Source organism: Pseudoalteromonas sp. SWYJZ19, from assembly GCF_015864375.1.
GTDB classification, from domain to species: Bacteria; Pseudomonadota; Gammaproteobacteria; order Enterobacterales; family Alteromonadaceae; genus Pseudoalteromonas; species Pseudoalteromonas arctica.
Genome location: NZ_JADYXI010000016.1, coordinates 35,590 through 55,918 on the forward strand (window position 1 = coordinate 35,590; position 20,329 = coordinate 55,918).

16 protein-coding genes and 1 pseudogene are annotated in these 20,329 nt (G+C 39.8%); 7 read left to right on the forward strand and 10 right to left on the reverse strand.

Annotated elements, in window-relative coordinates; all coding sequences use genetic code 11:
• Positions 1–209: 209 nt before the first annotated feature.
• Entirely contained in the window at positions 210–863 is a 654-nt protein-coding gene (gene ribB / locus I6F45_RS15270; protein ID WP_197151119.1) for a 3,4-dihydroxy-2-butanone-4-phosphate synthase, read from the forward strand.
• 79 nt (positions 864–942) lie between these two features.
• Here the strand turns inward: ribB and I6F45_RS15275 are convergent, their stop codons facing one another.
• Positions 943–1,599 carry a nitroreductase family protein gene (locus I6F45_RS15275; RefSeq protein WP_165741009.1) on the reverse strand — a complete coding sequence of 219 codons (657 nt, stop codon included), beginning with the start codon at positions 1,597–1,599 and terminating at the stop codon, positions 943–945.
• A gap of 368 nt (positions 1,600–1,967) precedes the next feature.
• Entirely contained in the window at positions 1,968–2,993 is a 1,026-nt protein-coding gene (locus I6F45_RS15280) for a zinc-binding alcohol dehydrogenase family protein (RefSeq protein WP_197160982.1), read from the reverse strand.
• Positions 2,994–3,126: 133 nt separating this feature from the next.
• Between I6F45_RS15280 and I6F45_RS15285 the strand changes: the two genes are divergently transcribed.
• The 3 genes and pseudogenes from I6F45_RS15285 to rhlP all read left to right on the forward strand — a co-directional run bounded on the left by I6F45_RS15285 (position 3,127) and on the right by rhlP (position 5,261).
• Positions 3,127–4,062 (forward strand): LysR family transcriptional regulator, encoded by a 936-nt coding sequence (locus I6F45_RS15285; RefSeq protein WP_197160984.1) that lies wholly within the window; start codon positions 3,127–3,129, stop codon positions 4,060–4,062.
• 13 nt (positions 4,063–4,075) lie between these two features.
• Positions 4,076–4,418: pseudogene (locus I6F45_RS15290) on the forward strand (lactoylglutathione lyase).
• Positions 4,419–4,466: 48 nt separating this feature from the next.
• Positions 4,467–5,261 carry a rhombotarget lipoprotein gene (gene rhlP, locus I6F45_RS15295; protein WP_050582150.1) on the forward strand — a complete coding sequence of 265 codons (795 nt, stop codon included), beginning with the start codon at positions 4,467–4,469 and terminating at the stop codon, positions 5,259–5,261.
• 74 nt (positions 5,262–5,335) lie between these two features.
• Here the strand turns inward: rhlP and I6F45_RS15300 are convergent, their stop codons facing one another.
• From I6F45_RS15300 to I6F45_RS15310, 3 genes are all read right to left on the reverse strand, one after another.
• Complete coding sequence (locus I6F45_RS15300; protein WP_197160986.1) at positions 5,336–6,226, reverse strand: dienelactone hydrolase family protein; 891 nt, start codon at positions 6,224–6,226, stop codon at positions 5,336–5,338.
• Between the two features lie 221 nt (positions 6,227–6,447).
• Positions 6,448–9,597: an efflux RND transporter permease subunit gene (locus I6F45_RS15305; RefSeq protein WP_197118858.1), complete on the reverse strand. Its 3,150-nt coding sequence runs from the start codon at positions 9,595–9,597 to the stop codon at positions 6,448–6,450.
• A 2-nt stretch (positions 9,598–9,599) separates the two neighbouring features.
• Complete coding sequence (locus I6F45_RS15310) at positions 9,600–10,778, reverse strand: efflux RND transporter periplasmic adaptor subunit (protein ID WP_197118857.1); 1,179 nt, start codon at positions 10,776–10,778, stop codon at positions 9,600–9,602.
• A gap of 169 nt (positions 10,779–10,947) precedes the next feature.
• Here I6F45_RS15310 and I6F45_RS15315 point away from each other — a divergent pair, with 169 nt between their 5' ends.
• Together I6F45_RS15315 and I6F45_RS15320 are read left to right on the forward strand one after the other, a co-directional pair.
• A complete protein-coding gene (locus I6F45_RS15315) occupies positions 10,948–11,211 on the forward strand; it encodes a YkgJ family cysteine cluster protein (RefSeq protein WP_165741452.1) in 264 nt (87 codons plus the stop codon).
• 204 nt (positions 11,212–11,415) lie between these two features.
• On the forward strand, positions 11,416–11,886 hold the full coding sequence (locus I6F45_RS15320; protein WP_165739874.1) for a hypothetical protein: 471 nt from the start codon (positions 11,416–11,418) through the stop codon (positions 11,884–11,886).
• 108 nt (positions 11,887–11,994) lie between these two features.
• On the opposite strand, the gene I6F45_RS15325 is transcribed toward I6F45_RS15320, so the two are convergent.
• Entirely contained in the window at positions 11,995–13,860 is a 1,866-nt protein-coding gene (locus I6F45_RS15325; RefSeq protein WP_197160988.1) for a TonB-dependent receptor plug domain-containing protein, read from the reverse strand.
• 177 nt (positions 13,861–14,037) lie between these two features.
• Here I6F45_RS15325 and I6F45_RS15330 point away from each other — a divergent pair, with 177 nt between their 5' ends.
• Positions 14,038–14,529 (forward strand): peptide-methionine (S)-S-oxide reductase, encoded by a 492-nt coding sequence (locus I6F45_RS15330; protein WP_231609679.1) that lies wholly within the window; start codon positions 14,038–14,040, stop codon positions 14,527–14,529.
• A 424-nt stretch (positions 14,530–14,953) separates the two neighbouring features.
• On the opposite strand, the gene I6F45_RS15335 is transcribed toward I6F45_RS15330, so the two are convergent.
• The 4 genes from I6F45_RS15335 to I6F45_RS15350 all read right to left on the reverse strand — a co-directional run bounded on the left by I6F45_RS15335 (position 14,954) and on the right by I6F45_RS15350 (position 20,240).
• Positions 14,954–15,505 (reverse strand): DUF4136 domain-containing protein, encoded by a 552-nt coding sequence (locus I6F45_RS15335; RefSeq protein WP_197160990.1) that lies wholly within the window; start codon positions 15,503–15,505, stop codon positions 14,954–14,956.
• A gap of 140 nt (positions 15,506–15,645) precedes the next feature.
• Positions 15,646–18,420 carry an ATPase gene (locus tag I6F45_RS15340; protein ID WP_165739880.1) on the reverse strand — a complete coding sequence of 925 codons (2,775 nt, stop codon included), beginning with the start codon at positions 18,418–18,420 and terminating at the stop codon, positions 15,646–15,648.
• Positions 18,417–18,965, reverse strand: a complete 549-nt coding sequence (locus I6F45_RS15345; RefSeq protein WP_165728258.1) for a condensin complex protein MksE — start codon at positions 18,963–18,965, stop codon at positions 18,417–18,419. The genes I6F45_RS15340 and I6F45_RS15345 overlap by 4 nt, the downstream gene beginning before the upstream one ends.
• A gap of 3 nt (positions 18,966–18,968) precedes the next feature.
• Positions 18,969–20,240 carry a hypothetical protein gene (locus I6F45_RS15350; RefSeq protein ID WP_197160992.1) on the reverse strand — a complete coding sequence of 424 codons (1,272 nt, stop codon included), beginning with the start codon at positions 20,238–20,240 and terminating at the stop codon, positions 18,969–18,971.
• Positions 20,241–20,329: the final 89 nt, after the last annotated feature.

A 20,329-nucleotide genomic window follows, 5' to 3' on the forward strand; every position in this document is an offset into this window, starting at 1 on the left:
ATTGTATCGCGTTAAGTGAGCTATTTTTTAGCGCTATAATAGGTTACTAATTTAATGCCGTTGGTATAACAGTGTGCGCTGCTTTTTGCTGCGTGCTTTTTGTTATTTTATTTAAGCTATTTTGGTAGTGATCGTTTTAAATTTAAAGCGATATATTACTGATCCTTTCACAGTCCTGAATCTATTATTTTTTTATTTGGAATATAATGATGATTCAGTCTCTACTTACTCAATTCGGCGAAAGCCATATCCGCGTACAAAGCGCAATTGCTGCACTACAGCAAGGGCAAGGCGTACTTGTTGTTGATGATGAAAACCGTGAAAATGAAGGCGACTTTGTATTTTCAGCTGAGCATTTAACGACTTCTCAAATGGCCGAAATGATCCGCGAAGGCAGCGGTATTGTTTGCTTATGCATGGGGGAGGAGCGCATTAAACAGCTCGACTTACCGCAAATGGTAACCCACAACACCAGTCAAAATAACACCGCTTATACAGTCACTATTGAAGCTAAGCATGGCGTTACAACAGGCGTGTCTGCTGCTGATAGAGTGACTACTATTAAAGCTGCTACAGCCGATAATGCAAAACCAAGTGATTTATCGCGCCCTGGGCATGTATTTGGTTTAAAAGCACAAACGGGCGGAGTATTAGTTCGTCGTGGTCATACCGAAGCATCCGTTGATTTAATGCAGCTTGCCGGCTTAAAACCATTTGGCGTAATTTGCGAACTAACAAATCCAGATGGTTCAATGGCGCGCTTACCTGAGGTGAGTGATTATGCTAATAAACATAATATGACCGTGGTTTCTATTGAAGATTTAGTGCAATACATTCAGGCTGCGCAGCTTCAAGTAAGTTAAACTGCTTTAAAGCAAAAAACCACTTATTTAAATAAGTGGTTTTTTAATATTGTTATCATTTAAGTTTATAACGTATTACTTATAAAACCTGAATAACTTGCTCTTTTGCTAAGCGAGATTTAGGTAATTTAGCATTATAATCCTCAGCGCTATCGTGATAGCCAAGTACTAATGCCACGTCGCATACGTAACCATCAAGTTCTTTTTCAAAAACTTCGCCAATCAGCTCGGCATCTACGCCTTCCATTGGAGTAGAGTCAACACCTAAGCGTGCAGCTGCATGCATAGTGTTACCCAGTGCAATGTAAGTTTGTGCTTTAGTCCACTCTTCATTACCGCCTTGCTCATCAGTATTCATATCAACAAACGCGTAAGCACCAAAAGCTTGTTCGCGATTTTCTGCTTTAGTACGACCATTTTTAATATCTGCATCAATTACTTGTGCGTAATCATCGCGGGTATATTTAGGGTTGTGAGCAAATAATATTATATGCGAAGCTGTTTTAATGTGTGGCTGGTTAAATGCAAATTTATTAGCAAATGTACTATGCATACGCTCTTTAGCCTCATCTGATTCAATTACGATGAATTTCCAAGGCTGCGAGTTAATAGATGAAGGAGACAGGCGCATAGCTTCGTAAATAACGGCTAAATCGTCTTGAGATACACGTTTCGTTGCATCATAACGTTTTGCTGTGTAGCGCTTTTCTAAGTCATTAATAATAGGGTGAGTCATTAGTTTTTCCATTGAGTAGGTGTTTTACCAGTATTTACTATGTTGAGTCAGTTTTAGTAAAAACAAACCCTTTTAAAAATTTATTACAAAAATAATATCGTGCTTTTAAATCACTCTACTTACTTAATACAATCGATATATCTACGTAACGTAAGGCTTATCAATATAGCTATGTGCGGATAGTAGAGGATTATTACAATATGATAAACAGGTATATGGTTGAATCATTATCAAATATTATTAGGTAATAGTTTCTTTAATAAATATAAATACAGCAAAAGCCACCCCGAAATATTGGCTGGAGACGCCAATTGCATTGGCGCCTTTAATCAATTCAGGTATAAATAAGGCGTGTAATATTTATAGAATTAAAAACCTTCCAACACTATTTTGCCAATAGAGCGACCTTCTTCAAGTTCTGTGTGTGCAATACGCAGGTTAGCCGCATTTATAGTGCCTAAATTTTTACCAATCGTGGTTTGAATGTAGCCTTGGTCAATCAAATCGGCAACATGATTTAATAACTTACTTTGCTCAATTAAATCTTTGGCATTAAACATTGAGCGGGCAAACATAAATTCCCAATGTAGAGATAAACTCTTCATTTTTAATTTGCTAACATCTAATGACTCAGGATCGTCAATCATTGCAATTTTACCAAATGGTGCAAGTACCTCTGTATACGCTTCAAAGTAAGTATCAGTACTATGCAGGCTTGCTACATGTGTTACCGAGCCAATGTTTAATGCGTCAATTTGAGCAGGTAATGGTTTTGTATGGTCAACGACATAATCTGCGCCTAGTTTTTTAACCCATGCTTGAGAGCTTTCGCGCGATGCAGTGGTAATCACCGTTGCGCCAGTAATCGCTTTAGCAAGTTGAATAAAAATAGAGCCAACGCCGCCTGCGGCACCTGTTACTAAAATAACCTCTTCTGATTTTGTTGTTGCATCAGCAGCTTGTTTTACAATGTTTAAATGCTCAAATAATAATTCGTACGCTGTTATTGCAGTAAGGGGTAATGCAGCCGCTTCAGCATCGTTTAAGCTCTGCGGTTTAAATCCTACAATGCGCTCATCCACTAATTGAAATTCTGCATTACTACCTGGGCGAGTAATGTCACCTGCGTAATAAACCGCATCACCGAGTTTAAATGCCGTTACAGCATCGCCGATTGCAACAACTTCACCAACTGCATCCCAACCAATAACTTTTACTTCACCATCAGCAGGGGGCATAGATGCACGCACTTTGTAATCTGCTGGGTTAACTGCAATTGCTTTAACTTTAATTAATAAGTCGCGACCTGTTGCAACTGGCTGTGGTAATTCAACATCAATTAACGATTCAGGATTAGAAACAGGAAGAGATTTTTTATAACCAATGGCTTTCATAATAAATGTCCTAATTTGTTTACGTATAAGGTGCAAGCCATGCTTTGGCTAGCTGATGGATATATAATAGACCTTGCTTTAATGTAGATAAACCGCATAATCGTTGAATCATTATCAAATATAAATAGATAATATGAACATAGAAGATTTAAAACTTATTTTAAAAGTAGCTGAGTTTAGAAGTATTACGCTCGCAGCGGCTAAGTTAGATATGCGTACAGCCACAGCAAGCGCCGCTATTAAACGCGTGGAGTCAGCGCTTGGTAGCGAGCTGTTTGTTCGTACCACACGTCATTTAAGGTTGTCGGCTGCTGGGGAGCGCTACATACCACAATGTGAACAGGCTTTGGCAGTGCTTGAGCTCGCAAAGCAAAACCTTAAAGGTGAACACGACGAAATAGAAGGCGAATTGCGTGTTGCACTTTCATCTGACTTAGGGCGTAACTTGGTGATCCCATGGATTGATGAACTCATGGACACTTATCCAAAGCTAAGTTTAAGAACCCATATAAGTGATAGCAATATCGACTTTTACCGTGACTCAGTTGATATAGCGCTTCGTTATGGCTCGCCTAATGATGCAAGCGTTTATGGTTTTAAAATTTGTAACGTACCGCGCTTGTTGTGTGCTAGCGAAGAATACCTGCTACAAAATGGAAGCCCTGTGCATCCCGATGATTTAGCGTCGCATCAAGGTTTGTTTTATCAGTTGCAGGATATTATAAATAATACGTGGGAATTCAGTGATGGTGAGTCAAAATATAAAGTTAAAATGGATGGCAGGCGCGCCTCAAACGATGGCGATTTAGTCAGGCGCTGGTGCGTTGCGGGTAAGGGCTTAGCTGTAAAGTCGGCACTTGATATAGCTGACGATTTACTTAATGACAGGGTAGTTACTGTTATGCCAAATTATCAATATGTTAATGGTGAACTTTGGCTTATTTGCCCAAGTAGGCAGTCAATAACCCCAGCGGTGCGTTTACTACGTGATGCATGCAGAGCAAAATCCCAAGCTATTTTGCAACAGTTGGTAAATAAAGGAATTATTAATAAAAGCGTACTGAGCTAATTAAGGAAGAGTTATGCAAGTTGATGATATTAGAATTTTTATTCCCTGTAAAAATTATGGACAATCTCAGCGCTTTTATAAAGCGCTTGGATTTAAGATTGAAGATGCCTCAAATGATTTATGTGTGTGCCTTTGGCGAATGTACGTTCTTTTTACAGCGTTATTATAATAAAACGTTTGCTGAAAACTTAATGCTGCAACTTTGTGTGTTAAATATAGATGAAGCATACGAACTCATTAGTAACCTAAACGGTTTTGATATCCGCTTTGAGGGTATAAAAAAAGAACCTTGGGGTAGCGTTATTTACTTATGGGGACCATCGGGTGAGCTTTGGCACGTAACTGAATTAAATTAAAAATAAAAAGGAATAAATGTGAGATTTAATAAATATATAATCATTTTTATGGCGACCTTACTGGCTTCTTGTAGTTCGTTTGTGAGCAACAATACAGGTAAAAATACGCAATCTAGTAGCTTAATGGATTTCTTATATCCTGATCAACAAAGTCGCTCTACCTATAAACCTGAAATACCTGTTTTAAAACTCCCTGTTACTGTTGGAATTGCATTTGTACCGTCTAAAAACTGGCAGCCAGACGGGTTAGAGACCCAAAACCAAGTTGAGTTACTCGAAAAAGTAAAAAAGTCATTTCTACAATATGATTACATTGACCGCATTGAAGTTATACCAAGTACCTATTTAAAAGGAGGTGAAGGCTTTGCAACACTCGAGCAAGTCGGGAGGCTTTACGATGTAGATGTAATGGCACTGGTTTCATATGATCAAGTTACGCAATCTTATGAAAATAATGCAGCCTTACTTTATTGGACAATAGTGGGTATGTACGTTATTCCAGGTAATGAAAATACAATTCAAACCTTTGTGGATACAGCTGTTTTTGATATTAAAAGTAGAAAAATGCTATTTAGAGCACCAGGTATAAGTAAACTTGAAAAAAGAACAACAGCAATAGGTATTGATGAAACGTTATCTGAAAAGTCGGCTGAAGGTTTTAATCTAGCGGTTAGTGATATGAGTACTAATTTAGATGCAGAACTAGCAAGGTTTAAAACACGTGTTAAAGAAGAAAAAATTGCAAAAGTCGAAAATAAAGATGGCTCTAGTAGCGGTGGCTCTTTGAGTATTTATTTACTCGTTTTGTTGTCGTTATTAGTTATGCGTAGCAAAAAAATTTAAAGTTGATAAAAAACTAAGTATTTTTAATAATGCCACCGGCTTAGAGCTGGTGGCATTATTTTTTATTCGCTAACTTAGCTTAACTTTTTATCAAAAAACTCAACGGTACGTTGCCATGCAAGCTCGGCATTGTCTTTATCATAACGACCTGTAGAGTCGTTATGAAATCCATGATTTGCCCCTTTGTACATATGCATAGTGTATTCAACATTATTAGCTTTTAAGTCTTGTTCGTACTGTGGCCACGACGCGTTTACACGTTTATCTAGCTCGCCTAATTGAATCATTAATGGTGCTTTAATATTTTTACGTAAACTTTCGCTGGCAGGAGTGCCGTAAAAAGGTACGCCGGCACTGAGTAAGTTGCTATCTACTGCCGCTAAGTAATTAACAATGTAGCCACCAAAACAAAAACCGACAGCGCCTAACTTACCGTTACTGTTAGCATGCGATTTTAAAAAGTGCGCTGCGGCAACAAAATCGTTTTGAATTTTAGCGCGATCCATTGTTTTTTGCATAGCACGACCCTCATCGTCGTTACCAGGATAGCCACCTAGTGGAAATAACGCATCGGGTGCAAACGCAATAAAGCCTACCTTAGCTAAGCGCCTTGCTACATCTTTTACGTAAGGGTTTAATCCACGGTTTTCGTGTACCACAAGTACAACAGGGAGCTTACCTTCTACGTTTTTAGGTACGGCTAAATATCCCTTGCCCTTACCATATCCGTCTGGTGAATCGAATTCTTCGTACGTTGCCGTAATATCGTCATCATTAAACGAGACTTGCTCAGCAAGCGCGTAATTAGGTAATAGCGCTGATGTAAGTACAGCCATCGAAAAACCAAGCGCAGCTAAACCACCGAGTTTTTTCATAAACGTACGTCGGTCCATTAAACCGTGTGCGTATTCGTCATACCAATCAAAGGCTTCTTGAGGGATGTGATCTGATTGCGAGGTATTCATGGCTGTTCCTTAATTTTATTATGTTTATTTATTATTTAAATACCATAACGTATTAGGGATAAAAAACGAGCAATATTTCTCTCAATTATTAGGACTTTTGATGGAGTCTATGTGCTAAAAAATAAGTAATAGAAGGAAATAGGTGAATATCATTTTTAAGATAAAAATAAAAAGCTCGGCATAGAGTATGCCGAGCTTTTTTGGTTGGGATATTACTTAATTTAGCTATTAGTAGGCGCTGGTTGGGCATCTACAAGTGGCGGCTTGCCACGCATTTTACGTACTAATCGCTTAGCATCTTCTAGCGCAACGTACTGGCACGGTATAAGTATCAGTGTAATTACGGTGGCAAATAACACACCAAAGGCAAGTGATACGGCCATTGGGATAACTATTTTAGCTTGTAAACTCGTTTCAAAAATAATTGGCATTACCCCAATAAAGGTTGTGATTGAAGTCAGTAGTATCGCTCTAAAGCGACGTGCACCGGCTTGCATTACAGCGTCTTTAGTTGCGACACCTTCGGCGCGTGCTTTGTTTACAAAATCAACCATAACGAGGGAGTCATTTACAACCACACCCGCTACAGCAATAATCCCAAACATCGATAAGCTACTCATGGTCATACCTAAAATCATATGCCCAAACATAGCGCCAACTACACCAAACGGAATAACCGACATAATAATAAGTGGCTGCGAGTAAGAACGAAGTGGAATCGCTAATAACGCAAATATAATCATCATTGATATACCAAAATCACGAAGCTGCTCTGAGGCGCTGTCCATCTCTTCTTGAATGCGCCCAGCTACATCACTCGTAACCCCAGGGTAGCTTTTAAGTAGTGTAGGTAAGTATTCATCACGAATTTCTTCTGCAATAGCAAAGGGTTCGGCTTGGTCGGTATTTACCGCAGCCCATACGTTTACAGTACGTTTAGAGTTTTCGCGGCGAATACGGTTTACACCGTCAACTAGTTTAACTTCGGCTACTTCACTTAGCGGAACTTCAGCGCCAGTAGGTGTAATAATACGCACACTTGCAATGTCACTTATTGAGTTACGTTCGTCTTCTGGGTAGCGGATCATGACTTTAATTTCTTCGCCTTCACGCAATATTCGCTGCGCTTCTAAGCCGTAGTAACTAAAGCTTACTTGCGATGCGACATCAGCAAGCGTTAAACCCATGCTGTAAGCGAGTGGTTTTAAATCAAGTTGTACTTCGTCAGTGGCGCTTTGCATTGAGTCGTTTACGTCGCCAACACCTTCGATTGTTTGTAATTTGGCTTTTAATTTACCTGCCACTTCTTTTAGTTCGTCAGCATTTTTGCCTTCAAGTTTAAAGCTAACGTCGCCATCATCTCGACCGCCATTCATTATACTGTCTTGAATGGTCATGGTCTTAACGCCAGGTAAAGCGGGCATTTGTTCGCGCCATAATGCACTTAGGGCAAAGGTGTCGATAGGACGCAAATCAGGCTCTACTAAAATGGCCATAATGTTTGCTTGCGTTCTGCCGCGCAGACTTACCGATAAATCGCGGATCATCGGTTTACCGTATTGCTCTTGTAATTGTTGATCGACCTTTAACAAAACGCCTTCTATTTTACGTGCGGTTTCAAGCGTTGCTTGCTCAGACGAAGCAAGGTTCATTTCTATATCAATACGCGGAAAGTCGTGCGGTATTTTAGGGTTTGGTACAAATTTAACTAAACCACCTGCAAACATACCTGCGCTTACAATAAGCAAACACATAAAGCCAACAATTACGGTATAGCGATAGTGAATACAGCGGCCAACAAAAGGAAGGTAGTAGTTGTTCACAAAGCCTTTTAAGCCACTATCAATCACCATACGTAAGCGGTGTAATAGATTTTTAGGATTTGGTTTACGTGGGTTCATTGCTGCAATGTGCGCAGGTAAAATAAGCTTTGATTCTATGAGTGAAAAAATCAAACATAAAATAATAACGCCACCAATTGCCTTAGAAAAAGCAGCGCCAGGGCCTGTTGCCATTGTTTGTGGTAAAAATGCCGCAATGGTCGTTAGTACACCAAAGGTTGCTGGCATCGCAACACGTTTAACACCACGTACAACATTATCAAGAGTGTGGCCGTACTTTTCAATTTCGGCGCTGGCTGACTCGCCCACAACTATGGCGTCATCAACAACAATCCCGAGTACAAGTATAAAGGCAAAAAGAGAGGCTAGGTTAATAGTTACGTCTAAAAAGCCAATAGGCATAAACAAAAAGGCGCCTAAAAACGAAACCGGTAAGCCCATCATTACCCAAAATGCTAAGCGTAGCGGTAAAAATAGTGCCAGCACTATCATTACTAACAAGCCACCCCAAATCATGTTATCGACCATCATATCGAGTCGACCTTCAAGGTAGTAGGTTAAATCAACAATAGGGGAGAGCTTAACGCCTGCAGGTAAAAGTGGCTCTTTAGTGGCCATGTAGCTTTTAAGGACTTTTGCTACATCGGTAATGTCTTGATCTTTTGATGCGTTAACTTCAAACGAGAGTGAATTTTTACCATTGTATTTTGAATACTGTAAGCCTTCTTCAAAGCCATCATTAATAGTTGCAACATCGCCTAAGTAAATTTGTGCGCCATCAGCAAGGGTAATAAGTGGGAGCCTTTCAAACTCAAAGCCACGGTAGGCTTGTTTTTCTACACGCATCGAAATATAACCGTTTTCAGAGCGTATTTGCCCCGCCGACATATTTGCCGAAAAGCTTTGCACAGCGCCTGCAATATCTCTAAATGTTAAGCCATATTCGCGCAGTTTATCTGGGCTGACTTCTATACCAATTTCGTACTCTAAACCGCCGTTAAAATTAACCAGGTTAACGTGAGGCAGCGCTTGTAACTCATCTTTTATATCGTTGCCAAGCTCTTTTAACTGGTAGTTACTCATGTCGCCATAAAGCGCGAGTATCATTACCTCTTGCTCAAACTTATCACGGCGAACAACAGGGCGTTCCATTCCTGCAGGAAAGGTATTTATTGAATCAACTTGTACTTTAATTTCATCAAGTACTTCTTGTGGATTGTATTGCTCTTCTATTTCAATCCACGCTTGAGAAAAACCACGATTAGAGTAGGTAATTAGGCGTTTAATGCCTTCAAGACCTTCAAGGTTTTCTTCAACTTTAATCGTAATTCCTTCTTCAACCTCTTGCGGGGCAGCCCCAGGATAAACTGCTTGTACGCTTATCCAGTTGCTTTCAAATTGTGGGAACATTTGTTTGCGAATGGTCATCGCCATTAAAAGACCGCCCACTAATATAAATATCATTAGTAGGTTGGCAGCAACGGGATTTCGGGCAAACCATGCTATTAACCCTGTTTCACGAGTGTTCATGATTATTCCTCTTTCAGCGCAAGTTGAGTTACATCAGTTTTATCAGGCGCAATATCTTCAACTTTTACTGCCATACCTTCAGTTGGATACTCAAGCGCTGAGGTAACAATTTGCTCGCCATTTTTTAGCCCTTGGCTGGCTATAATCATGCCGTTTTGTTCGCGTATAATATTGAGAGTTTTAAACGATAATGTTAAATCGTCATTTAAAATTACAATTTTATTATCTTTAACTAAGTGGTGCGCAACAATAATTGCGTTATCAAGCGGGCGACCTTCAATGGTAGCATTAATGTACGAACCAAAACGAAGAGGGCGCGTTTTATCGCCGTAAGGTGTTGCCAGTTGTGCTACCAAATAGCTCATGCGGCTTGTTTGATCAACCACACCTTCGGTGCGAATTACTTTGGCTTGCCACATTGTTTGCTTACCCGCGTATTCTGCGTTAAATGTAACATTTGAGCCTACGCCGCCATTTTTTAAATATTGCAGTTCTTGGTCGGCAACGGGTAAACGTACCTCTGCAACTGAGGTTGCACTCAATGCACCAAAACTATTACCTGGGTTTACTACTGAACCTAAGCTAATTGTGCGCTCGTTAATAATGGCATCGTACGGGGCTTTAATATAAGTACGTTCAAGGTTGCGGCTTGCACGTTTAACACTTGCTTGAGCAGAGCGGTAACGCGCGAGCTTTTCGGCCAGTTGTGGTTTACGTAAATAAAGCTCTGATGCAATAGCATCGCTAGAGTCGGATTTAATACGTTCCCATTCTGCTTTCGCTACATGCGCTTGTGCGCGTTCTATTTCAAGTGCTGAGCTTGCTTGAGCTAAACCTGCTTGCGCTTCGATAAAGTCAGCCTCGTAATCATTTGCATCAATTCGTGCTAAAATATCGCCTTGCTTTACAAACGCGCCTTCAACAAATTGATCTGACACCAAAATAACTTGCCCACTTACTTGTGCTATTAATTCGGTACGATCTTTTGGTTTTACTATGCCGTACGATTTAACATCGAGCGTTATAGAATCTAAGAGTATGCTTTGGGTCGCAACTAAAGGTCGAATGTCTTGCTCAGGCTTTTCTTCTGGTGGCTTTTTCATGGCCATAAAGGCGAAAGCTAAAGCAATACCGCCTGCTAAAACTGCAATTGGGAGTATTATTTGTTTTGTAGTAGCCACAAGGCATTCCTTCATAATTGGTGGTGACAGAGCAATAATACGCAATAAAGTGTTTACAAGGCGTTTTAAGATGTAACAAAGCATTACATATGTGTATTGCAACTTAGCGTGTGGCTAATTACGTTCTTAAAAAGGAATAAAAGTAAGTGTTTTTTATACAGAGGATATTATGAAAACAGAATCAATGACTTGCAGATTAGGCTGCGGTGCATGCTGTATTGCGCCAAGTATTAGCTCCCCAATACCAGGAATGCCAAACGGTAAAAAGGCCGGAGAGCGCTGTATTCAGCTAGATGAACGTAATTTATGTAAGTTATTTGGTGATTCAAGCCGACCTAAAGTATGTAGTGATTTTAGCGCCACGCTTGATGTGTGCGGGTCAACAAATGCACAAGCTCTAGCGCTTATTACAGAGCTTGAAGAGCTAACTTAATCCTCGTTTTTAATACACATCTATTTACAATATATTATTAATAAAAATCTTCATAAGGTTATTAAAAGCAGTCGTTAATTTATTTAATGGCGAAATATTAGACATATTTAATTTTGTTGCTAATATAGGAAATTGTAAGATACTTTTTATAAATCTCATTTATAGGTGATTTCGTTCAATCTTAATTTTTAAAAGGAAAGAAAAATGAAAAATTTACTTACAGCATTTACATTAGGTGTGACTTTATTAGGTTGTTCAAACTTACCCATTAAAACCGATATTAAAGAAGGCCACTTTAGACTCGAAAACTTTAAAAGAGAGCAGGGAGTAGATCTAGAATATGTCCACTTGATGTGCTTTAACAAAAAACCTACACAATGGGCTGAACCAAAGCAGTATATCAGTGGTGAGCATGATTTATGGGTAAAGGCGAGTGTTTCAAACCCTGATGTTTTAAATAGTCAAAAAGAAGCTTTTGTTAATTTTAACGTTAATTTAGATTCTGATAAAAGCTACATGCTAAATAGAAAAAGGGAAGGGGATAAAATATCAATCTGGATACAAGAAGTTGAAACCGGTACGGTTGTTTCGCAGGTTCTTACAGATGAGCTTAGTCGCCCTTTACAAATTGATAATGAGCTAAGAAAAAGACAATGTCGTTCTGGTTCAATATAAGCTGAGTAATCAAAGCTCTTAATATTTAGTATGTCGTTTATTCTTTGCTAAATATTTATTCAAAGACCTGTTTTAAATAAACAGGTCTTTGAATGTGATAGCTCAATTCTACCAACGATACGTTGCGCTTAACGTATATTGCTCACCTCGCCCTGGTGTACCAGGTATCTCTTCAAACGATTCACCCAATAAGTTATCTGCTGCTAAAGTAATAAATAAGTTTTTTAGCATTGGCGGCGTAATTTTTAACGTTAAATGGGTAAATAAAGCATCGTCGTCACTACCGCGCAGCGCATTTTCGTGCTGTTTGCGCCACTCGTTATCTATTCTAAACTGCAATATATCAGTAGGATTCCAAACTGCGCCGAGTGTTAGGCGGTGATCAGGAAAGTTTAATGCGTAAAAACTAGCATCAATATCTGCCGCACCGTAATTTTCTGATTTATGAAGGTAGGTGTAACTCGCTACAATTTCGGTTGTTTCAAAGTGTTTAGTTGCTAAGAACTCAATGCCCGTTGTATTTATATCTACAGGGTTTGCAAATCGCGCAGAGCTTGAGTCAAAATTAAACGTCCAATCGGTTAAGTTGTCATCTTTACGATAAAAAATAGCCGAATTAAGTTGCCAAGTTTGCTCATCAACTAATAAACCTAGCTCTAGGCTTTTAGTCGTTTCGCGCTCAAGGGTGTAATTACTTCTAAATAAACCACCTGAATCACTGCCGCCAATGGCGGTATAACCCGCTACTTGGCTCGCCTGCGCGTACGACAAATAAACTGTGCGATCAAAACCGTTACTGTTTTGTGTATTGAGCGTTACATCACCAATAAGTGACAGTTCAGAGTCGTCTCTATTTGTATCGTCAAACGCAGCACCTAAGCGAAATGTAAGTTGTTTATTACCCTCAAGTGCCATTTTATATTCTGGCAATACACTCACTTTATAATAGTTACGCGAGGTGAAATTATTTTCAAGCGTGGTCGATTCAATTGAATCGTCAATAAACTGCATTGAGTAATTTACAGCAAATACATCACTTTGAGCATGACGCCCTGATAACCCTAACGACTTAACTTCACTTTTGTGAAATGCCTCAAATGAGTTGGGGTTTTCGCGAGAGTAAATATAGTGATCGTTGTGCTTACGGTAATAAGCCGACACTTCAAAATTACTATCCTGCGCATAATTTTGCTTGTGGTTTAGCATTAATAAGCGCGTTTCTAGGTCTTCGGTTTCGTTAACACCAAATGGGGTGTATAAATTTGGCCAACCAAAAAACTTATCTTGAGCACCAAAAAATAAATCTGTTTGAGATTGCGAGCCTAATAATTGAACACGACCAGCTGTACGCGTAAAATCGTGATCGCCAAAATCTATTGTTCCATCACTTTGCGAATGAGAATACTCCCCCTCAAAACCAAGCGTGTAGTTATTTAAGCTATCTAACTTAGTACTTTTTGCGCCATGAATGCTTTGTAAATTAAAGTCATTAGTGCCAGTACCAAGCGATATGCTGCCACCGGTAACAATTGGCTTCCAACCAAACGATACTGTGCCCACAGAGCTATTCATACCGTAAAGCGCGTTATCGGCACCTGTTAAAATAGCGGGGCCGGTAAGCATTTGCGGTGCAATAGGAATTTCAGCAAAGTAATGACCAGACTGTGGGTCAAGTAAAGTAGCACTACCAACTCTAAAGCCGGTATTTTCAAAAATACCGCCGCGTATAGTTACATCAGCCTGCGCTTCAGCCATATTACGTGATTGCAAATCAACACGCGGGTCGTACTCTAAATTAGATATTGGAGAGTCAAATGTACCTACAGGGAGTTTATTTGCAGTGGGCGATGCCTCAACGGTTATTTGTTCGATTGCTGATGATTCTTCAGTTTTGTTAGTTACAGCTTCGCCGTAAGCAAAACTGCTCACGCTGCATAGCATTGCAGGAAGTATAAAGTGGGGGATACGTTTCATGTTGTGTGTCTCATCTTTTTATATGCAGTTACGGTAACAATTAAACGCTAAACACATTTTTAAGGCGTGATAAAATAGCTAAATTGAACAACTGCGATTTTGAGCGCGATTGTACATTAATATCTTAAAAACTGCATTTGATACTCATTCGCAACGTTAACTAATTTGGTAAAATCTATGATTAATAAAGAACAGCTAAACACAATTTACTTTGCAGGCGGCTGCCTATGGGGTGTGCAAGAATTTATAAAGCATTTACCGGGTGTAATTAACACTGAAGCTGGACGTGCCAATGGCACAAGTACCGATACGCAAGGTGAGTACGATGGTTATGCAGAGTGCGTAAAAGTCACGTTTGATTCTGAAGTTGTTAGCCTTAATATGCTTTTTGACTACTTTTTTGAAATTATCGACCCATACAGCATTAATAAGCAAGGCGACGATGTAGGCCCCAAATACCGAACTGCCATTTATAGCAAAAGCCAAGATTATTTAAAGGTCGCTAGCAATTATATAAGGCAGCGAAGTGATGCCGATAAAATTGTGGTAGGGGTAGAGCTGCTAACTAACTACGTGCCAAGCGATCCTGAGCATCAAGACCGCTTAACTAATCACCCTGATGATTATTGCCATATACCGCTTGAGTTATTGCATAAGTATAAATCGTAAATTTAACACGGTGTTTTTTGTAGACGTGCAGCTTGCTGACGTGACGAGCGCAGCTCGTAATTTAGATTGGAGTGAGCGCATACAGATAAGTAATTAGAAGCTGCGCTTCTCGCGCAAGCAAGCTTAGCGCCTACCGGTAAAATTTAACACAGTGTTTTTTTGTAGACGTGCAGCTTGCTGACGTGGCGAGCGTAGCTCGTAATTTAGATTGGAGTAAGCGCATACAGATAAGTAATTAGAAGCTGCGCTTCTTGCGCAAGCAAGCTTAGCGCCTACCGGTAAAGTTTAACACGGTGTTTTTTGTAGACGTGCAGCTTGCTGACGTGACGAGCGTAGCTCGTAATTACTTTATTTTAAAAGTCCCAAAAACAAAGACCCACAAAAAAGCTCACATAACGTGAGCTTTTTAAAAACGAGCTAAAACTTACTGCTGCTTTTGCGGCGGGAAGTTACTTAAAATTTCGCTCACTGTTTTATTAATTGATGCTTCACGTTGTTCTGGCGATTGATTTTTCTTTAATCGACCTTCTTTCGCGCCGCGCCATACTAGCTGGTTTGATTCGCGGTCTACAATATCAATAATGAGTGTACCCACTTCGTATTCACGCGCAGTTGTATCACGTTGAAAACCAGTACCCCAATAACCCCAATGCGGGCGGTAGTTTACATTAAATGTATCTACTTCAAGCTCTTTATCTACCGATGCATGATAGTTAACAAGTACATCAGCTTGTGCTGCATCAACTAAGCTCATACCTAGTGTTTGGCTCAGCTCTGCGTTAACGGCAGTGCGAACACGTTTTTCCATTAGGCCATTAATTTGATAGTTGCTTGTGTCTTTAGTTAAGCTCGCGTTTTCTACCCAAGCAAATGTTTTAAAATTACTAAAGTTGGCTGATTTATCGTAATCCCAATCAGGGGTTTGTGTACAGGCTGTAAGTAGTGCTAGCGCTGCAACAATAAGTATATTTTTCATTACGTTTGCTCCAATAAAATGCATTAATTTAAAATAACACACATAGTTTAAATGTGTATTATTTAAACGTCCTAAATATTAGTCTAATTGTTAGGGCTGAACGACTAATTAACCTCTGTTAATTAGTCATCAGTAAATCTTTAATGTTCAACTTCAATCCAATCTTTTTCATCCACCCAGTTTTGTGCACCGTCTTTTACTGAGCGAATAGGCACAATATAGTCACAACTTATTTGCGGCTTAACTGAGGCAAATATAGGCACAAAACCAAAGCTTAGTGCGGTTTCTATAATTGCTTTTTGGTTTTGTGGGTCAATGTCGGCCGCTTCATCTATATAAATAGGTATACGGTATAGGTTTTGTTCTTGGTCACTCAATAAGTAACGAATAAACAACATGCCACACAATAACTTAATAGTAATACGTGTGCCGTTTGAGCCTGCTGAATCTATTTTTTCAAAGTGTTCGGTTTCACCTGCGCGGTTAACCACTTCAAATCGAATATCAAATAAATCTGTAAGCGTTAAACCTGCTTTATCTGAAGCGAGTTTAATTAAGTGATCTTTCGCTTCGTTTACTGCGCTTTCGCTGTACGGTTCTTGGCTCAGTAAATCAAGCGTGTCGCCTTGTTCAAACTGGTGCGACGTGCTGATAATGGTATCTATACTATCAACCAGCATTTTGCGCGGTATGACGTTAATTTTAAACGCTTGCAGGTTTGAAATACGGTGCTGGCTTATGCCTTTATTAAAGCTGTTCATTTCCCGGCGAAGTCGGTCTAAATCTTCCCGCAAGCCTTTTATAGTCGCGGCCACTTCTGTAAGTGCAACGCGTGCTTGGCGCTCAACAGCATCGCGTTCGTTATCAATGTTATGAAACGCGCTTATTAGCTTTTGGTATTTAGTGTATTCGTCGTTTTCGTTGTCGAATTTAGTAATACCCGCGTTATATACATGCAAATAAGTGTTGCGTACGTTTATGTCAAAATTACGCAGCTCTTGGCAGTCTTTATTAAAATGATGAACAAGGTCGCTTAAGTTATCAAAGTCGACTGTAATATCAATCATGTACGGGGTTACTTTACCGCTGTATAAATCAAGAGTGTGATCAATTCGCTCGCTCTTAACTTGGCGTAAGCGCTCAGTTTGGCGATTAATTTGCTCTTGTTTAGATTTAATTAACGAGCGTCTGTCAGCAATTGAGCCACTATTTTTTTGAATATCTTGCAGGTAGTCGTCAACTTGTTCGCGCTCAGCTAATAACTGCTCTTTTAGCATGGCTTGCGCTTCAACCGACTGCTGCATTATATCAAACTGTTCTAAGCGTTTTAGGGCGCTCTCAGCGCTCATTAGTTCATCGTATAGCGCGTCTTTTTCTTTTTGCTTGTCGGCAACGTTTGCTGCAACATCGCGTTGTTGTTTAAATTCTTTAAGTGAATGCTCAAGTGCACTGAGCTGAGCGGTTAATTGCTCTTTGTTTTCGCCGCTTTGCATTTGCACAGGCGAGAGCTTTTTAAGCTTAATGCTCGCACCTGGCAGAGTTAGTACACCGCCTTTAACGTTTTCGCTAAGTAGCGATAAAAATTCACCAAACGCATCTTCGTCATCAATGGTTATATCGCCATTAGTGGTGGTCGCAAATGAGAGAATATCAGGGTTTAAAATCCGCGATATTTCTTCTACTTCTTTTAACGAGAGATCTTCGCGCATACGGGTAAACAAATTAAACTCAAGGTTTTTAAGTTGCAGCTTTAAGCTCTTAATTTGTTTTTGTGTTTCGCTAATGCGGTAGTCAAGCGTGTGTAGGCTTTGCCCTTGTGCGCTGGTTATAGAGTGCGAAAGCGACTCGTAATCTTGCTTTAACTGAGTCAGGCTGGTTTTAAGGGTGGCTTTATTTACCAGTTCAAATTCGCTTTTAAGCGCATCGTAATCTAAAAACCACTGCTCAATTTGTGTTTGTCTGCGCTCTATGTCGCGCGATTGCTGTACGTATAGGCTTTGCTTTTGCTCAAACTCGTGTTTTTCGTGCTCTATATCTTCAAGCGCTATACCCAGCTCATTAAGTTGCGACTCTTGATAAGTATTAAAATCAATCAGTGCTTGGTCAATTTTAGGTGCATACGCCGCTAATTTACCTTTAAGCACGGTTTGGTTTTCAAGCATTGATTCAAGCGCGGCTATTGGCTCTTGCATTGACTCAAGGGCTTTTAGTTCGCGTTTTGAGCGATTTACTTTATCAAACGAGCGGCGCCATACTTCATAAAAGTCGACCTTAGAGTTCGACATATGGCGTTCAAACACGCGTAGCATAAAGCGTTTTACGTCGCTTGCGCCTAATTTGTGTAAGTTAAGAATACGTCTAAATATTTCTTTATAAATAGAAGAGTCTTGCACATTATTAAGCGGGATCATTTTTAGGTTTATGTCGCCGTCAAAAGGCGTTGCGCCGCCAGTCAATAGCGCGTTGAGCTCTTGTGCTTTAAGCTCAATAGGATTGTAATTAAGCGATTTTAAATGGTTGAACAGCTTGGTAAATTTAATAATAGTTTTACCTTGCGTGTACTGCTCTAAATCAAGCTTTCCTTGATAACAAAAGTACTGATGCGCGTAACCGGCAATTTTACCAAGTCCCGCAACGCCTATTACTACCGAGCCATGAGGCAAGTTAGCTTCTAGTAAAATGTACGACTGATCGGATGAAAAATAAAACTTTCGGGTTTCATCTAAATCGTGTCCGTCCCATTCTGTTAAGCGTAAATCGTTAATAAGCGGAAACTGCAGGGCGTTAATAACCGAGCTTTTACCTGTGTTATTGGGCGCGCAAATAGAGCTGCTTTTATCAAGCGGGATCACACATTTTGCATAGCCTGCGGTGTTAAGTAGGGCGAGTTTACTTAGTCCGTATAGATTTTTCATTCCTCGTCCTCTGTAATATAGGTTTCTTCGTTTACTTCCATGAGTGCATCTATGTAGCGGTGAATTGGCGCTTGTAGCATAAAGCCGCCTTCTACTTCGCGGGCTAAACCTAAGCGCACCATGCGCAGGTAAACATCTTTACGTAAATCAGATCCCGAAAATATCTCAAGCTGATCAAACAAGTGTTTGTTAATTTGCACCAGCGTTTGCATAAGCTCTAAATCGTTTACGTCGTCAAACAATGCGCGCATTGGGTCTTTACCCGTATTGGCGTAGTGTTCAATTAAAATGTAAATAGTGAGCGCGATAGCGCGAGATATCTTGCCCATATTTGGTGTGCTTTCGTCGCTACCAAAATAATAAAATCCACGGCTGTCGCGTTTTAAATCGTTACCTAGGGCTGTAAATAGGGCGGTGTAGTCTTCTATGTGTTGGTCAAGCTCTTGCCACATTACGTTGTCTTGCTCGCAAATGTGATAACCCGCTACTAATTTTTTATTAATGGTTTGTAGATGGGTTAGCTCGTCTAAGTTTATGTGTGTCATGGTTTATTTACCTGCCTTTGAATCTGGCTGAGGCTCTGAATTAAATGGATATAAAGAAAAGTGCTGACCGGCAATTTTTACGCGGGCTTTTTCATCGCTTTGAATTATTTTAATATCGCTGTCGCTGACTAATTTTTGATACAAAAATAGCATTTCGTCGGCATCGAGATCTGGGTAGCTTTCGTCTAAAAATTGCAGCAAGGGCTGCGGTTTTTTGCGTTTTTTATTAAAGCGCTTAGCAAAGCTGGTTTTAACATCGTTGTAGTCAGGAATATTAGGCGTAACAAATGCAGGCACGTCTTGCTGGTCAGGCAATTGGTATTCTTCGTGTTCAAATTCAACCAAGCTTGCCATGTAAGCCACAATATGGCGTTGCTGACCAAGCGAATATCGCTGTGCGTCGCTTACAAAATGTGGCTGCACAGCACTTAACATGTTGTCTACGCCATTTTTACGCACAAGCCCAAGTACTTTGGCTGCTTGGCGAGTAATTAAGTTATTACGGCGTAACTCTTCGCGCAGCGGCATAAGCATATCGGCACTTTTACGTAAGCTTTCTCTACCCACTAAATGCATTTCGAGTATGCGTGTACGTAATTGCTCCAGCATGCGTTTGTCGTTGTAGGCTTTACCTGAGCGCTCAATGTGCAGTATTTGTTTACTTATTTGCTCTTCAATGAGGGTAAAACATGCATGAAACTCACCACGAATATCAACCATTTCAAGCATTGGCTCTATGTATTCGTCAAAGGCTTCTATTACCGCTTTATAACGCTTTTGCAGCGATTGCACCGCATTATTAGATTTAGCTTGTTCAACAATATTTAAAATGGCGTTTTCGTTGTGCGCATAGAGCTTCATTATTTTACGCACCCGATCATCCATAATACGGCTATAGCGGCGTAAATCGTCAAAGTCTTCTATTTCGCCAGCGTTATCTAGGCGATTACCTAAACGTGCAAGGTCGTCGACTAATACGCTAATTTCTTGCGCTAAGCCTAAATGTTCTTCTTGCAGTAAAAACGTAGCAAAGTCGGCAATGGCACGATTTATTTCAAGCTGCGATGATTTAGCCAGTGGAATTAAAATATCTTGGTTTAACAAACGATTTGTTTCTTTATAAATACGCTCGTTTGACCATGTAGGCTGTTTTTGTTTAATGGCGTTTTGTACGTCTTTCAGGCTAAAGTCAGCCATTTTAAAACGTTTAAATAATAGCTCTAATACACCCCAATGTTCGGTTATGGTGTTTAGTAGCTTTTTAGCTGGGATCATAAGAGGTTACAACATCCTAGTATTTTATTATTGAGTATTCTGTTCATACTCATTATTACGTATTTTTAATTAACCTTGTCTGTATATAG

What these genes read in the sequence shown, in the direction of transcription:
- I6F45_RS15320 (WP_165739874.1), top strand. Translation starts at nt 11,416, where the DNA reads ATGAAAAATTTACTTACAGCATTTACATTAGGTGTGACTTTATTAGGT.
- I6F45_RS15345 (WP_165728258.1), bottom strand. Translation starts at nt 18,965, where the DNA reads ATGACACACATAAACTTAGACGAGCTAACCCATCTACAAACCATTAAT.
- I6F45_RS15305 (WP_197118858.1), bottom strand. Translation starts at nt 9,597, where the DNA reads ATGAACACTCGTGAAACAGGGTTAATAGCATGGTTTGCCCGAAATCCC.
- I6F45_RS15300 (WP_197160986.1), bottom strand. Translation starts at nt 6,226, where the DNA reads ATGAATACCTCGCAATCAGATCACATCCCTCAAGAAGCCTTTGATTGG.
- rhlP (WP_050582150.1), top strand. Translation starts at nt 4,467, where the DNA reads ATGGCGACCTTACTGGCTTCTTGTAGTTCGTTTGTGAGCAACAATACA.
- I6F45_RS15285 (WP_197160984.1), top strand. Translation starts at nt 3,127, where the DNA reads ATGAACATAGAAGATTTAAAACTTATTTTAAAAGTAGCTGAGTTTAGA.
- I6F45_RS15335 (WP_197160990.1), bottom strand. Translation starts at nt 15,505, where the DNA reads ATGAAAAATATACTTATTGTTGCAGCGCTAGCACTACTTACAGCCTGT.
- I6F45_RS15340 (WP_165739880.1), bottom strand. Translation starts at nt 18,420, where the DNA reads ATGAAAAATCTATACGGACTAAGTAAACTCGCCCTACTTAACACCGCA.
- I6F45_RS15315 (WP_165741452.1), top strand. Translation starts at nt 10,948, where the DNA reads ATGAAAACAGAATCAATGACTTGCAGATTAGGCTGCGGTGCATGCTGT.
- I6F45_RS15330 (WP_231609679.1), top strand. Translation starts at nt 14,038, where the DNA reads ATGATTAATAAAGAACAGCTAAACACAATTTACTTTGCAGGCGGCTGC.
- I6F45_RS15280 (WP_197160982.1), bottom strand. Translation starts at nt 2,993, where the DNA reads ATGAAAGCCATTGGTTATAAAAAATCTCTTCCTGTTTCTAATCCTGAA.
- ribB (WP_197151119.1), top strand. Translation starts at nt 210, where the DNA reads ATGATTCAGTCTCTACTTACTCAATTCGGCGAAAGCCATATCCGCGTA.
- I6F45_RS15325 (WP_197160988.1), bottom strand. Translation starts at nt 13,860, where the DNA reads ATGAAACGTATCCCCCACTTTATACTTCCTGCAATGCTATGCAGCGTG.
- I6F45_RS15350 (WP_197160992.1), bottom strand. Translation starts at nt 20,240, where the DNA reads ATGATCCCAGCTAAAAAGCTACTAAACACCATAACCGAACATTGGGGT.
- I6F45_RS15275 (WP_165741009.1), bottom strand. Translation starts at nt 1,599, where the DNA reads ATGACTCACCCTATTATTAATGACTTAGAAAAGCGCTACACAGCAAAA.